The following is a 14926-nucleotide window of genomic DNA, read 5'->3' as shown; positions in this document are numbered from 1 at the left end:
ACATTAAAGGGGAGCTAGTTTCTCAGTCGCTGGCGCTCGGAGCTAGACAATAAAATTAATTTCAAACTATTTACTTGTATTTTTATACTTTCTTATCTTTTTAAAAAAGGAAGCCCCTGCTACAAGGCTTCCAACTTCATTCCTTCGTATATTATCTAACTGCTTCCACAATGCTCCCTCGATGTTGAATCGTCGCTTGTGCCGCGGCAAGACGAGCTAACGGAACGCGGTATGGTGAGCAGCTGACATAATCGAGACCGGCTAAATAGCAAAATTCAATCGAGCTCTTTTCACCGCCATGTTCGCCACATATTCCGGTTTTCAAGTTCCTCTTCGTTTTTCGACCGAGCGTGACCCCCATTTCAATCAGCTTGCCGACACCTTCCCGATCCAATACGGCAAACGGATTTTCCGGCAGTACTTTTTGTTCAATATATGTTTGTAAAAATTTTCCTTCTGCATCATCGCGGCTAAAACCAAATGTTGTTTGCGTCAAATCGTTCGTCCCAAAAGAGAAGAAATCCGCTTGCTCGGCAATTCGATCGGCAGTTAATGCGGCCCGCGGCACTTCAATCATCGTTCCAACTAAATAATCAAAATAAACACCGGTAGCACTCATCACTTGTTCTGCCGTCTCCTCAACAAGTTGGCGCATCCGCTTTAATTCATTGACATGACCAACAAGCGGAATCATGATTTCCGGTTTGACCGGTATTCCTTTTTCCGTTACTTTCACTGCTGCATTAATAATAGCCCGAACTTGCATTTCATATATTTCCGGGTAAATAATGCCCAAACGACAACCGCGGTGACCAAGCATCGGATTAAATTCCGCCAATTGATTCACCTTTTTCAACAGCCGCTCTTTCTCGGCTAACTCCGGTGAATCCGGTGCAGTTAATTGCAATTTGGTCACTTCAACCAATAATTCCTCTTTATCCGGTAAAAATTCATGCATTGGCGGGTCCAACAGGCGAATGGTAACCGGATGACCTTCCATCGCTTCAAAAATTCCTTCAAAGTCGCCTTGTTGCATGATGAGCAATTGATCAAGGAAACCCTTACGATCCTCATAGTTTTCAGCCAAAATCATACTTTGCACAATCGGGATGCGTTTCGGGTCCATAAACATATGTTCGGTTCGGCATAACCCTATCCCGCCGGCTCCGAATTCGAAAGCTTTCCGGGCATCTACCGGGTTATCGGCATTGGCACGGACACCGATTTCTCGAACTTGATCCGCCCAGGAAAGTAACAACTTAAATTCTTCAGACAATTGCGGTTCAATCATTTCTATTCCGCCAAGCATAATTTCCCCGGTCGAACCGTCAATTGTAATTATATCCCCATAATTGACAACGGTATCGCCAACCGTAAACAGCTTATTCTTCAAATCTATTTTCAAAGATTCACAGCCGCAAATACAAGCTTTCCCCATTCCTCTCGCCACAACAGCAGCATGACTCGTCATCCCGCCGCGACTCGTGACAACAGCCTCGGCTGCGACAATCCCGTGAATATCATCCGGCGTTGTTTCCGGACGAACAAGAATCACCTTTTTCCCTTCTTTCCCAAGTTGTTCTGCCTCATCTGCATCAAAAACAACTGCTCCCGTTGCTGCCCCCGGTGACGCCGGAAGTCCTTTTGTCAGTGGTACTCGTTTAGCCGTTTGATCAATTCGTCGATGTAGTAACTGATTTAGCTGTTCGGGATCAACCCGTAAAATTGCCGTTTCCTTATCAATAATCCCTTCCCGAACCATATCAACGGAAATTTGAACAGCCGCTTGTGCCGTCCGTTTTCCGTTTCTTGTTTGTAAAATAAATAATTCACCGCGTTCTATAGTAAACTCAATATCTTGCATATCTTGATAATGTTTTTCTAATAATTGGCAAGTTGCCAACAGTTTTTTATATACATCCGGCATCTCTTTTTCTAAAACATGAATCGCTTCAGGCGTCCTGATGCCGGCCACAACATCTTCCCCTTGAGCATTCATTAAATATTCACCGTATAGTTGATGCTCACCGGTAGATGGATTACGGGTAAAGGCCACCCCGGTACCGGAGTCAATTCCCATATTTCCGAAAACCATGCTTTGTACATTTACAGCTGTTCCCAAACTGTCCGGGATTTTATGAATACGACGGTAAACAATGGCTCGTTGATTGTTCCAAGAATCGAATACGGCACGGATTGCTAAAAACAATTGTTCTTGCGGATTTTGCGGGAATTCAATCTTTTTCTGCCTTTTCACAATCGCTTTGTAGCCGGCAATTACTTCTTGCCAATCTTCTGCCGTTAATTCCGGATCAACCTTATACCCTTTTTTCTCCCTTGTTTCTTCTAAAAATTGTTCAAAATAAAAAAGGTCAATTCCTAACACCACATTACTAAACATTTGAATAAAGCGACGGTATGAATCGTACGCAAATCGTTCATTATTTGTCAGTCTTGCCACCGCTTTAACCGTTTCATCATTCATGCCGAGATTCAACACCGTATCCATCATCCCCGGCATGGAGAAGACGGAACCGGATCGAACGGAAACAAGCAGCGGGTTCGTCACGTCTCCTAATTTTTTCCCGGTTTTTTCTTCAAGTTGTTCGAGTGCAACTAAAATCTGTTGTTCAACCGTATCCGATATTTTTTTACCTGCTTTATAATAATCATTGCAAGCTTGTGTTGAAATGGTAAAACCGAATGGAACCGGTAAACCGATATTGGTCATTTCAGCCAAGTTAGCACCTTTTCCTCCAAGGATGTTGCGCATATCACTGTTTCCTTCATTGAACAAGTAGACATATTTCTCCATTCTACAGTCCCCTTCCTCTTTTCAAAGTATGTATGATTAAATTGGCTGTCTCTTCAATTGCTTTATTCGAAACATCAATAATTGGGCAGCCAATCCGTTTCATGATCCTGTCGGCATAATCCAATTCTTCAAAAATTCGTTCCATACTTGCATAGTTTGACTCTGCATTTAACCCCATGGATTTCAATCGTTCTTTACGGACTTCATTTAACTTTTCCGGGCTAATTGTTAAACCGACACATTTGCTTCTCGGAATTTCAAAAATTTCTTTTGGCGGCGCGACTTCCGGAACGATCGGAACATTGGCCACCCGATATCCGTGGTGGGCCAGATACATGGCAAGCGGTGTTTTCGATGTACGGGAAACACCAATTAAAACCAAATCAGCCCATTTTAAACCACGAGGGTCTTTCCCGTCATCATATTTGACCGAAAACTCGATGGCCTCAATTTTTTTAAAATACGCTTCATCCATTCGTCTAATTAATTTTGGCTGATGTTTTGCTTCCTGTTTAAAAAAGTCCTCAAATACATGAAGGAGCGGGCTAAGCAAGTCAACAGAAAAAATACCTTTTTCAGCCGAACGGCGATCTAAATATTCCTTTAGCTCAGGGATAACAAGAGTGTAAGCAATCAGTGAATTCAATTCATCAACTGAATTTATTGCTTCATCAATGTCTTGAGTAGATTCAATAAACGAATGCCGATTAATTTCCACATGACCTCCGTTAAATTGACTGGCAACAGCTTTTACGACTAATTCCGCTGTTTCGCCGACCGAATCTGATACAACATGAACTACTTTTTGTCGGGTAATAACTTTCTCCCCCTTTATTAAAATTCTAGTGAACAAGCTAACTTTATTTAACTACAGGTCACATTATATCACACATTTTTTATTATTTTCCATCATTTTTTTGACCCATCATATAAATATGATACTATATTTTATAATTAGTATATCATATTTGTCAAAAAATCAGTTGTCCTTTTTGCAAAATAATAAAGTTCCACCAAAATAGCCGGCAAAACTTCCTTCTGGTCTATGAATACAAATTAACTTGTTCACCTTTATCTTAAGAAAGTGCCACAAACAGCATAGGTTCGTTTCCTTCTTTATTATAAAGAGAAATTTTTAATCACAAAAACCGAACATTTATGCCAAATTAATTTTTAATGTTCGATAATTCCGTTGACAAAGTCCTTCTGTAATTGTTAAGATATACTTGAATTCAAAACAAATATGTTTTCTCTCATATAATGATGGGAATATGGCCCATAAGTCTCTACCCAATGACCGTAAATCATTGGACTATGAGAGAAAGTAGTTCAAAACGGATTATCCCGGACATGTTGTGCATATTTTTGCCGTATGTCCTCTTTCCTGACCCGGTATTGACTGCTTTCTCTTAGTGAGGGAGGTTGTCAATACCGGGTTTTTCTATTTATCTATTTAAAGAATCGAGGGGAACACTTGTGAAGCCACTTGTCGGAGTCATTATGGGAAGCACATCGGACTGGGAAACAATGAAACATACATGTGATGTACTTGAACAATTGGAAATTCCTTATATAAAAAAAGTGGTCTCAGCTCACAGAACACCGGACCTCATGTTCTCTTTTGCAGAAACGGCAAGAGATGAAGGCTTGAAAGTGATTATTGCCGGAGCCGGTGGAGCTGCCCATCTACCCGGTATGGTTGCCGCCAAAACGACACTTCCCGTTATTGGCGTACCTGTTCAATCAAAGGCATTAAATGGATTGGATTCGCTATTATCAATTGTCCAAATGCCTGCCGGAGTCCCTGTCGCAACGGTCGCAATCGGTGTTGCCGGTGCAAAGAACGCCGGACTGCTTGCGGCACAAATTTTATCTGCCTTTGACAACGAAATCGCCGCAAAACTTCATCATTTGCGGGAAGAAGCAAAAAACAGTGTCCTAGAAAGTAGTGATCAGCTTGTTTAAAACGATTTTACCCGGACAAGCAATTGGTGTGATCGGCGGAGGTCAACTCGGACAAATGATGACATTGGCGGCAAAATCAATGGGTTTTCGCGTCATCGTCCTTGATCCGACACCAAATAGTCCATGCGGTCAAGTAGCTGATGAACAAATTGTGGCAGCTTACAATGATTTAGCGGCCGTTAAAATACTGGCTGAAAAAAGTGACGTCATCACCTATGAATTTGAAAATATTGACACGAATGCACTGAGTTGGTTAACAAACCATGCATATGTCCCTCAAGGAACGGAAATTTTACGGGTAACCCAAAACCGAATTTATGAAAAAGCGACCATTCAGAAGGCGGGCGTCCCTGTTGTCCCATACGAGGTCATTCTCAATCAAACGGAACTCGAACACGGACTGGAAAATCTAGGATACCCTGCAGTTTTAAAAACGGCTACAGGCGGATATGACGGCAAAGGACAGTTGGTCATAAAAACGGAACATGATCGGATTTTTGCAGCCTCCTTACTTTCCACCGGACCTTGTGTGTTAGAACAATGGATTCCGTTTACAAAAGAAGTTTCAGTAATTGTCTCAAAAAATCCGGATGGGGAAACGGCGGTCTTTCCAGTCGCTGAAAATATTCATTGCAACAATATTTTACATCAAACCATCGTTCCGGCACGAATTGATAAAGAAACGGAAGAAAAAGCGATGGCGGCTGCTAAAAAAATTGCTGAGTTTCTTCATTTAATTGGCACATTGGCGGTAGAAATGTTTGTTACGGAAGATGGAGAAATTTATATAAATGAACTCGCACCAAGACCCCACAACTCCGGTCATTATTCGATTGAAGCCTGCATGACATCCCAATTCGAGCAACATATTCGGGCCATTTGTAATTTGCCGCTCGGTTCAACGGCACTTTTGAAACCGGCTGTCATGGTGAATATTTTAGGCGAACATCTCGAACCATTGCTGGAAAATCTTCATCATTTTAAACATTGGAAGATTCATTTATACGGAAAAAACGAAGCAAAACCGGGACGAAAAATGGGGCATCTCACCCGTCTATGTAACGATACAGATGAAGCCTTACAAGAACTGGAAGAAAACAATATTTGGTGAATCCTAACGGGGACCCGGGACCGGGAAAAAGTCATTTCTGACAAGAACTGGAGGAAAACATTACTTGGTAAATCTATTCACTTGTAACAGCTAAACTTCTCGGTGCATCCACCATTTGTATCACCTACTTCAAGAACATAGCTGCCGGAAGAAAATAAATACGGGGGAAATAAAATGATCAAAAAAGAGGCCTTATATGAAGGAAAAGCTAAACGAATTTATGCCACCGATGATGAAAATATTGTTTGGGTTGAGTATAAAGATTCTGCCACCGCTTTTAACGGTGTAAAAAAAGCCGAAATCACCGGAAAGGGTCGTTTAAATAACGAGATTACCAGTTTGCTTTTTTTCCTGTTAACAGAAAAAGGAATTGCCAATCATTTTATAAAAAAAGTTTCCGACCACGAACAATTAGTCAAACGGGTAAAAATCATCCCACTTGAAGTCATCGTCAGAAACTATGCGGCCGGAAGTTTTTCAAAACATTTCGGAGTCGATGAAGGGAAAAGGTTGAAACGCCCGATTGTCGAGTTCTGCCTAAAAAATGATGAACTCGGTGACCCGCCGATTACCGATGACCAAATTGAAGTATTGGAAATTGCAAGCACAGATATTATCGAAACTTTAAAAACCTTGGCCTTGAAAATCAATGACATATTAACCGAGTTTTTTAAAGAATGCCGTTTAAAGCTGGTCGATTTTAAATTGGAATTTGGCATAGATGCGGACGGCAATATTTTGCTTGCCGACGAAATTTCCCCGGATACATGCCGGCTTTGGGATATCGATACAAATGAAAAGTTAGATAAAGATCTATTTCGCCAAGACCTCGGCAATTTAATTGACGCCTATGAAACGATTTTACAAAGACTGGGAGGAAAACAACATGTATAAGGTAAAGGTCTATGTTACGTTGAAGGAAAGTGTGCTTGACCCTCAAGGGACTGCTGTCAAAAAATCGCTCCGTATGATGGGTTACGACGATGTCAATGATGTTCGAATCGGAAAATATATGGAACTAACAATTGGGGAAACAGCAGATCAATTAGACGCAATGATTGAAGAAATTTGTTCAAAATTGCTTGCCAATCCGGTTATTGAAGATTATCGATATGAAATTGAGGAGTGTGTGCCCCAATGAAATTTGCCGTGATTGTTTTCCCCGGCTCTAATTGTGACATTGATATGTACCATGCGGTTATTGATGAACTCGGTGAAGAAGCGGAATATGTCTGGCATGATGAAACAAATTTAGACCGCTTTGATGCCATTCTTCTCCCGGGTGGCTTCTCATTCGGCGATTATTTGCGGACCGGTGCCATCGCCCGCTTCAGTCCCGTGATGAATGAAGTCGTCAAAGCCGCTGAACTCGGAAAACCGGTCTTAGGTGTCTGCAATGGGTTCCAAATTTTGCTTGAAGCCGGTCTTCTTCCGGGAGCCATGCGACGCAACGATAGCCTGAAATTCATTTGTCGGCCCGTTCTCCTTGAAGTAAAAAATTCGAACACCATGTTCACGAATCAATATGCTCCCGGAGAAATAATTGAAATTCCAATCGCTCACGGGGAAGGAAATTATTACTGTGACGAAACAACATTAGCAAAACTAAAAGCCAATAACCAGATTGTTTTTACCTATCACAACGAAAATCCAAACGGCAGTATCGAAAACATTGCCGGGATTATGAATAAGCAAGGAAATGTTCTTGGTATGATGCCCCATCCAGAACGGGCGGTGGCGAATCTTTTAGGTAGTCATGACGGATTGAAGCTTTTCCAATCAATTGTTAATCAATGGAGGGAATCCCATGCAATTAAAGCTTGAACCGAGTCCGGAACAAATAAAGGCAGAAAAAGTTTACAGTCAAATGGGCTTGACCGATGAAGAATTCTCCCGGATTGAAAAGACTCTCGGACGGTTGCCAAACTACACCGAGGTTGGACTCTTTTCTGTTATGTGGTCGGAACATTGCAGTTATAAAAACTCGAAACCGATCTTAAAGAAATTCCCTGTTACCGGTCCGCACGTTTTACAAGGACCCGGGGAAGGCGCAGGGGTTGTCGATATTGGCGATAATCAGGCCGTTGTTTTTAAAATTGAAAGCCATAATCATCCATCGGCCATCGAACCGTATCAAGGAGCGGCCACCGGTGTCGGCGGGATTATCCGTGATGTTTTCTCGATGGGCGCCCGTCCAATTGCCATCCTTAACTCCTTACGTTTTGGCGAATTGAAGAATGCACGCGGAAAATATTTATTTGAAGAAGTGGTTGCCGGAATTGCCGGCTATGGAAATTGTATTGGGATTCCAACAGTTGGCGGGGAAATCCAATTTGATGCTTGCTATGAGGGGAATCCGCTTGTTAATGCGATGTGCGTCGGCATACTCAATCATGAAGATATAAAAAAAGGGCAAGCACATGGTGTCGAAAACACGGTCATGTATGTCGGTGCCAAAACCGGTCGTGACGGTATCCACGGGGCCACTTTTGCTTCAGAAGAGTTAACGGAAGCATCCGAAGAAAAACGCCCGGCCGTACAAGTCGGTGATCCGTTCATGGAAAAATTACTACTTGAAGCTTGTTTAGAAGTGATTAAATCCGATGCACTCGTTGGTATTCAAGACATGGGTGCAGCCGGTCTTACCAGTTCGAGCGCGGAAATGGCCAGTAAAGCCGGATCCGGAATCGAGATGAATTTAGACCTGGTTCCTCAACGTGAAACCGGAATGACACCATACGAAATGATGCTCTCTGAATCCCAAGAACGTATGCTCCTTGTCGTAAAAAATGGAAGAGAGCAAGAAATTATCGATATTTTTAAAAGATATGGGTTGGAAGCTGTGGCCATCGGACGAGTCACAGATGATAAAATGTTACGCCTTCTTCATCACGGAGAAGTTGTTGCCGAAGTACCCGCCGATGCCTTAAGTGAAGATGCACCGGTTTACTACAAACCATCAATAGAACCGGCTTATTATCGGACGTTTCAAAAAATGGAAAACCGAATTCCGAAAGTAGAAAATATCGAGGAAACATTGTTACAGTTATTACAACAACCAACCATTGCCAGCAAAGAATGGGTTTATAACCAATACGATTACATGGTACGGACAAATACCGTTGTAGCTCCCGGTTCCGATGCTGCCGTTGTTCGTATTCGCGGCACAAGAAAAGCATTGGCCATGACGACAGATTGTAATTCCCGGTACATTTATTTAGACCCGGAAACCGGCGGAAAAATTGCTGTCAGTGAAGCAGCAAGAAATATCGTTTGCTCCGGTGGCGAACCGCTCGCCATTACCGATTGTTTAAATTTCGGCAGTCCGGAAAATCCGGAAATTTTTTGGCAATTAGAAAAGGCTGCCGACGGAATCAGTGAGGCTTGTCGTGTTTTAAAAACACCGGTGATTAGCGGGAACGTATCTCTTTACAATGAGACGAACGACACTGCGATTTATCCGACACCGGTTATTGGTATGGTGGGATTAATTCAAGATCTTAATCATATTACTACCCAACAATTTAAACAGGCGGGAGATTTAATCTATCTCCTTGGCGAAACAAAACCGGAATTTGGTGGTAGTGAATTGCAAAAGCTTATCTATAGAGAAATATTTGGAAAATCCCCGTTACTTGACTTAGATGTGGAGGTTTTATACCAAGAGCAAATACTTACAGCGATACGTGCCGGACTTGTTGCCTCTTGCCATGATGTCAGTGAAGGCGGAGTTGCAGTGGCGCTTAGTGAATGTATCGTTGGGGCAGACGGAATTGGAGCTGATGTTGAACTCCAAGGTGAAGCCGTCACTCAATTATTCAGTGAATCGCAATCACGGTTCATTTTATCGGTAAAAGTAGAAAACCGCAAGCAATTTGAACGTTTTGTACCTGCCAAACTTATCGGTAGAGTTACAGCCGAACCTATTTTACAAATTTCCGTTAATAATGAAACGGTCGTCAAAGTAGAGGCAGAAAAAATCAAAAAAGCATGGAAAGGGGCGATCCCATGCTTGCTGAACTAAGGGGATTAAATGAAGAATGTGGAGTTTTTGGGGTTTGGGGACATCATAATGCCGCTCATATCACCTATTACGGCTTGCAAAGTCTCCAGCACCGCGGTCAAGAAGGGACAGGAATCGCTGTTACCGACGGAAAACAAATTCATATAAAAAAGGGTGAGGGCTTAGTTACTGAAGTTTTTTCTAAAAATGATATGGATGATTTGCAGGGAACAGGTGCCATTGGACATGTTCGATATGCAACAGCAGGCGGCAGTGGACCAGAAAATGTCCAGCCGCTCCTGTTCAAATCACAAACCGGCAGCCTTGCTCTGGCCCATAACGGGAATTTGACCAACGCAACAGTGCTAAGATCTTTATTGGAAGCGGAAGGCAGTATTTTTCAAACGACTTCCGATACAGAAGTACTTGCCCATTTAATTAAAAGAAGCAAACGAACGCAATTCATCGATCAAATGAAAGCTGCCTTGAACATGCTGCAAGGTGCGTATGCCTACTTACTTATGACCGAAACAGAATTAATTGTCGCTCTTGATCCTTATGGTTTAAGACCTTTATCAATCGGAAGACTGGGAGATTCCTATGTTGTAGCTTCGGAAACTTGTGCTTTTGATATTGTTGGCGCTGACTATATCCGGGATGTCCAACCGGGTGAAATGCTGATTATTAATCATGATGGAATCCGTTCTGAAATATTTACGACGCAGACGCAAATGTCCTTATGTACGATGGAATATGTTTATTTTTCCCGACCGGACAGTGATTTGCAAGGAATGAATGTCCATACTGCAAGAAAAAACTTAGGAAAGCAATTGGCACTTGAAGCGCCCATTGATGCGGATGTCGTCACCGGTGTTCCTGATTCAAGCATTTCTGCCGCCATCGGGTATGCTGAAGAATCCGGCATTCCGTATGAATTAGGTCTCATCAAAAATCGCTATGTGGGGCGAACATTCATCCAACCGACCCAACAACTCCGCGAACAAGGAGTAAAAATGAAATTATCCCCGGTCCGTGGGGTTGTCGAAGGAAAACGGGTCATTATGGTTGATGATTCAATCGTTCGCGGGACGACCAGTCGACGGATTGTGCGGATGCTCAAAGAAGCCGGCGCCCGGGAAGTTCATGTCGTCATCAGCTCCCCGCCAATCAAACATCCTTGTTTCTATGGGATTGATACCTCCTCTCGGGAAGAATTGATTGCCGGCGATAAATCGGTGGAAGAAATCAGGCAAATCATCGGTGCGGATTCTTTAACTTTTCTAAGTGTGGAAGGCATGTTGAAAGCACTGGGAAGAGAGCAAAGCGGTAGCATGAAAGGGAGCTGTCTTGCCTGCTTTACCGGTAAATACCCGACAGAACGCGAGACATTTGCCGTTGGAACAAGAGGATTTGATTTTTAATGAAAATTTAGAATGTATCCTTACAATGAGTCCTGATTTATCTAGTAACACATAGATTTCCGGCAAGTCTGCAAACTCAACCCAGCAGGAAATTTGGTAAAGGAAATGAACAAATTCGTACGCTCACTTTCAACAATTAGATGATCCGGTTTATGATAAACCGGTAAAGAAAACTCGGACGTCCGAGCCTTTAGGCGAGAGCAGAGCCGTAGTGAGCGAAAATACATTTTCGCTTGCGAGGTAATGCTACGGAAGCTTCTCTAGTTCACCGAAAAAATATAAATTTTTTTCAGCTGCGATGTATTCCAGCGAAGCATTCCTTATGCACTTATGCGTTAGGAAAGTAGAAATTGAAAAATTTATACTTTCCCATTAGCTAAAAAATTACGGGGGTTTCATTCATGGTAAAAGCCTATAAAGCGGCCGGAGTGGATATTGAAGCCGGCTATGAATCGGTAAAGCGAATAAAAAAACATGTATCAAGGACAAACCGCTCGGGATTACTCGGGGCAATCGGCAGTTTTGGAGCTATGTTCGATCTGTCCGTCCTGAACATGAAGGAACCAATTTTAGTTTCAGGAACGGACGGGGTCGGAACAAAATTGAAGTTGGCGTTTCTTCTTGATAAACACGATACAATCGGAATTGATGCCGTGGCGATGTGTGTCAATGATATTGTTGTTCAAGGGGCCGAACCGCTTTACTTTCTAGACTATATCGCCTGTGGGAAAGCAATACCTGAACGAATTGAAGCCATTGTAAAAGGAGTGGCCGATGGTTGTGTGGCTGCCGGCTGTGCGTTAATTGGCGGAGAAACTGCTGAAATGCCCGGTTTGTACGATGAAAGCGAATATGATATTGCCGGTTTTGCCGTCGGTGCCGTTGAAAAAGCAAATCTTATCACCGGTTCCACCATTAAAAGCGGCGACGTCCTTATCGGTCTGGCAGCAAACGGTATTCACAGCAACGGCTATTCCCTCGTTCGCAAATTGTTTTTGGAAGAAAAGAAATTCAGCTTAAATGATTGGTTCCCTGAATTACAATCGACACTTGGCGAAGAATTACTGAAACCGACAAGAATTTATGTCAAACCAATTTTAGCCGCATTAAAAAAATTCCATATGAAAGGAATGGCCCATATAACCGGTGGTGGCTTTATTGAAAATATACCGAGGATGCTCCCGGACGGCTGCGGTTGCATTATCCGTGAAGGCAGCTGGGAAATCCCGCCAATATTTACACTCATGGAATCAATCGGTAAACTGGACCGGGCTGAAATGTATAATGTTTTTAATATGGGGATTGGCATGGTCATTGCCGTACCTCCTGAAGAAGCGGATGCACTATTAAGCCATTTCAAAATCCTAGGTGAAAAACCATTTCTAATTGGAACGGTAACTGATAAGCCCGGTATCCAAATTTTGAGAAATGAGGGCGGACAATGAAAAATATTGCCATCTTTGCATCCGGTAACGGCAGTAATTTCCAAGCATTGGTTGATGCCGTTAAAGAAGGAACGCTTCGGGCAAATATTGCGCTTCTCGTTTGTGACCGGCCGGGTGCTTATGTAATTGAAAGAGCAGAAGCGGAACATATTCCCGTATTTTTATTTAATCCGAAACAATATCAACATAAAGCTGCATATGAAACAATCATTCTAGCAAAACTCGTCGAAATGAACATTGAATTTATTGCATTGGCCGGTTACATGCGACTCATTGGTCCAACAATCTTAAAGCATTACGAAGGAAAAATCGTTAATATACATCCTTCCCTGTTGCCGGCTTTTCCCGGACTGGATGCGATCGGACAAAGTTTACAAGCAGGTGTAAAACAAACCGGTGTAACGATCCATTATGTCGATGAAGGAATGGATACCGGAAAAATAATCGCCCAACAAGCTGTTCCCATTTCCGTTGATGAAACAAGGGAATCATTACAAGTTAAAATTCAGGCCGTTGAACATCAATTATACCCGACTACTTTACAAAAGCTGTTAAACTTTTCATCATCCTTTTCTACAAGAACACAATTGGAGGCTAAATAATATGTCAAAAAAACGTGCACTCATCTCTGTATCCGACAAAACCGGTGTCGTCGATTTTGCAAAAGAACTTGTTGAACTCGGCTTTGAAATCATTTCAACCGGGGGAACGAGCAACGCTTTAATAGAAGCCGGTATTCCTGTAATCGGAATTAGTGACATTACCGGCTTTCCGGAAATTCTTGACGGTCGTGTAAAAACTTTACACCCGGCGATTCATGGCGGATTGCTGGCCAAATTGGACGAAGCGGAACATGTTAACCAAATTGAAGAACATGGAATTTCACCAATCCACCTTGTTTGCGTAAACTTATATCCATTTAAAGAGACCATTTCCAAACCAAATGTTTCGGTTGAAGAAGCAATTGAAAATATTGATATTGGCGGTCCATCGATGTTACGGTCAGCGGCAAAAAACCATCAACATGTAACGGTTGTTGTTGATCCGACCGATTACACTGTTGTCCTTGATGAATTAAAAAAGAACGGTGAAACACAATTTTCAACACGCAGAAGACTTGCGGCAAAAGTATTCCGTCATACAGCCGGTTACGATGCCTTGATTGCCGAATATATGACCAATTTAACCGGGGAAGTGTTCCCTGAAAAATTAACAGTTACATACGAACTACAACAATCATTACGATATGGGGAAAATCCTCATCAACATGCAGCTTTTTATAAAAAACCACTTGGATCCAGTTTTTCCATTGCCAATGCGACACAGTTACACGGGAAAGAACTTTCTTACAATAATATTAATGATGCCGCCAGTGCCTTATCCATTGTTGAAGAATTTAACGAGCCGGCTGCGGTTGCCGTTAAACATATGAATCCGTGCGGTGTCGGGATTGGTAAAACGATATTTGACGCTTATGCAAAAGCATTTGAAGCTGATCCGGTTTCCATTTTTGGCGGTATTGTTGCCTTAAACCGGGAAGTCGATGAACAAACAGCCAAGAAACTTCATGAAATTTTCCTGGAAATCATAATTGCTCCTTCATTTAGTAAAGAAGCATTAAACATCTTAACAACGAAAAAGAATATTCGCCTGTTAACCGTTCCTTTTACAAAAGAAAATAAAAATGAATTCAGGCTTACCTCCATTGAAGGCGGTCTGCTTGTTCAAGATTATGACCGGGCCGGTTTGGACGAGGCTACGATTACAATTCCAACAAAACGTAAACCAACCGAGGAAGAATGGGAAGCATTAAAACTTGGCTGGAAAGTGGTTAAACATGTGAAGTCGAATGCCATCGTCGTCACTTCTAAAGATTCAACGCTCGGTGTTGGCGCCGGTCAAATGAATCGCGTCGGTGCTGCCAAAATTGCCCTTGACCAGGCAGGAAAGAAAGCACAAGGAGCCGTCTTAGCTTCCGATGCCTTTTTCCCGATGGATGATACAGTAGAAGCAGCTGGTCAAGCAGGAATTACAGCGATTATTCAACCGGGGGGATCGGTGAAGGACGCTGACTCCATCAAAAAAGCGGATGAGTACGGAATTGCGATGGTATTTACCGGTATCCGTCATTTTAAACATTAATTTTTCGTTCCTTTATCATTCTGA

General features: G+C 42.4%; 12 protein-coding genes and 1 riboswitch. Of the genes, 10 read left to right on the top strand and 2 right to left on the bottom strand.

The annotated features are described in order from the left end of the window. Positions 1-151: 151 nt before the first annotated feature. Complete coding sequence (gene ppdK, locus LIZ98_RS08740; protein WP_227139439.1) at positions 152-2815, bottom strand: pyruvate, phosphate dikinase; 2664 nt, start codon at positions 2813-2815, stop codon at positions 152-154. Between the two features lies 1 nt (position 2816). Continuing rightward, positions 2817-3632, bottom strand: a complete 816-nt coding sequence (locus tag LIZ98_RS08735; RefSeq protein ID WP_034768082.1) for a pyruvate, water dikinase regulatory protein — start codon at positions 3630-3632, stop codon at positions 2817-2819. 416 nt (positions 3633-4048) lie between these two features. Continuing rightward, a riboswitch (purine riboswitch) is annotated at positions 4049-4150 on the top strand. A 141-nt stretch (positions 4151-4291) separates the two neighbouring features. Here LIZ98_RS08735 and purE point away from each other — a divergent pair. The 10 genes from purE (at position 4292) to purH (ending at position 14902) form a co-directional block, all read left to right on the top strand. Next, complete coding sequence (gene purE, locus LIZ98_RS08730) at positions 4292-4780, top strand: 5-(carboxyamino)imidazole ribonucleotide mutase (RefSeq protein ID WP_034767987.1); 489 nt, start codon at positions 4292-4294, stop codon at positions 4778-4780. Next, positions 4764-5891 carry a 5-(carboxyamino)imidazole ribonucleotide synthase gene (purK, locus tag LIZ98_RS08725; protein WP_227139438.1) on the top strand — a complete coding sequence of 376 codons (1128 nt, stop codon included), beginning with the start codon at positions 4764-4766 and terminating at the stop codon, positions 5889-5891. The genes purE and purK overlap by 17 nt, the downstream gene beginning before the upstream one ends. A gap of 174 nt (positions 5892-6065) precedes the next feature. Continuing rightward, positions 6066-6785 carry a phosphoribosylaminoimidazolesuccinocarboxamide synthase gene (gene purC, locus LIZ98_RS08720; RefSeq protein ID WP_227139437.1) on the top strand — a complete coding sequence of 240 codons (720 nt, stop codon included), beginning with the start codon at positions 6066-6068 and terminating at the stop codon, positions 6783-6785. Continuing rightward, positions 6778-7032, top strand: a complete 255-nt coding sequence (gene purS, locus LIZ98_RS08715) for a phosphoribosylformylglycinamidine synthase subunit PurS (RefSeq protein ID WP_034767979.1) — start codon at positions 6778-6780, stop codon at positions 7030-7032. Before purC ends, purS begins: the two co-directional genes overlap by 8 nt. Beyond that, positions 7029-7715 (top strand): phosphoribosylformylglycinamidine synthase subunit PurQ, encoded by a 687-nt coding sequence (purQ, locus tag LIZ98_RS08710; protein WP_227139436.1) that lies wholly within the window; start codon positions 7029-7031, stop codon positions 7713-7715. Before purS ends, purQ begins: the two co-directional genes overlap by 4 nt. Continuing rightward, positions 7699-9915 carry a phosphoribosylformylglycinamidine synthase subunit PurL gene (purL, locus tag LIZ98_RS08705; protein ID WP_227139435.1) on the top strand — a complete coding sequence of 739 codons (2217 nt, stop codon included), beginning with the start codon at positions 7699-7701 and terminating at the stop codon, positions 9913-9915. Before purQ ends, purL begins: the two co-directional genes overlap by 17 nt. Then, entirely contained in the window at positions 9900-11315 is a 1416-nt protein-coding gene (purF, locus tag LIZ98_RS08700; protein ID WP_227139441.1) for an amidophosphoribosyltransferase, read from the top strand. The genes purL and purF overlap by 16 nt, the downstream gene beginning before the upstream one ends. Positions 11316-11716: 401 nt before the next feature. Then, a complete protein-coding gene (gene purM, locus LIZ98_RS08695; protein ID WP_227139434.1) occupies positions 11717-12760 on the top strand; it encodes a phosphoribosylformylglycinamidine cyclo-ligase in 1044 nt (347 codons plus the stop codon). After that, positions 12757-13362 carry a phosphoribosylglycinamide formyltransferase gene (purN, locus tag LIZ98_RS08690; protein WP_227139433.1) on the top strand — a complete coding sequence of 202 codons (606 nt, stop codon included), beginning with the start codon at positions 12757-12759 and terminating at the stop codon, positions 13360-13362. Before purM ends, purN begins: the two co-directional genes overlap by 4 nt. 1 nt (position 13363) lies before the next feature. After that, positions 13364-14902, top strand: coding sequence for a bifunctional phosphoribosylaminoimidazolecarboxamide formyltransferase/IMP cyclohydrolase (gene purH / locus LIZ98_RS08685; RefSeq protein ID WP_227139432.1), 1539 nt, complete (start codon positions 13364-13366; stop codon positions 14900-14902). Positions 14903-14926: the final 24 nt, after the last annotated feature.

It is taken from the genome of Caldibacillus sp. 210928-DFI.2.18, assembly GCF_020554505.1.
In the GTDB taxonomy this organism is placed as follows: Bacteria; Bacillota; Bacilli; order Bacillales; family Caldibacillaceae; genus Caldifermentibacillus; species Caldifermentibacillus hisashii.
This window is presented reverse-complemented; position numbering and strand designations above follow the sequence as displayed.

Bases quoted from the DNA above. Each gene is read 5' to 3' on its own strand.
- purL (WP_227139435.1), top strand. From the start codon at position 7,699: ATGCAATTAAAGCTTGAACCGAGTCCGGAACAAATAAAGGCAGAAAAA.
- purM (WP_227139434.1), top strand. From the start codon at position 11,717: ATGGTAAAAGCCTATAAAGCGGCCGGAGTGGATATTGAAGCCGGCTAT.
- purH (WP_227139432.1), top strand. From the start codon at position 13,364: ATGTCAAAAAAACGTGCACTCATCTCTGTATCCGACAAAACCGGTGTC.
- ppdK (WP_227139439.1), bottom strand. From the start codon at position 2,815: ATGGAGAAATATGTCTACTTGTTCAATGAAGGAAACAGTGATATGCGC.
- purN (WP_227139433.1), top strand. From the start codon at position 12,757: ATGAAAAATATTGCCATCTTTGCATCCGGTAACGGCAGTAATTTCCAA.
- purC (WP_227139437.1), top strand. From the start codon at position 6,066: ATGATCAAAAAAGAGGCCTTATATGAAGGAAAAGCTAAACGAATTTAT.
- purQ (WP_227139436.1), top strand. From the start codon at position 7,029: ATGAAATTTGCCGTGATTGTTTTCCCCGGCTCTAATTGTGACATTGAT.
- purS (WP_034767979.1), top strand. From the start codon at position 6,778: ATGTATAAGGTAAAGGTCTATGTTACGTTGAAGGAAAGTGTGCTTGAC.
- purF (WP_227139441.1), top strand. From the start codon at position 9,900: ATGCTTGCTGAACTAAGGGGATTAAATGAAGAATGTGGAGTTTTTGGG.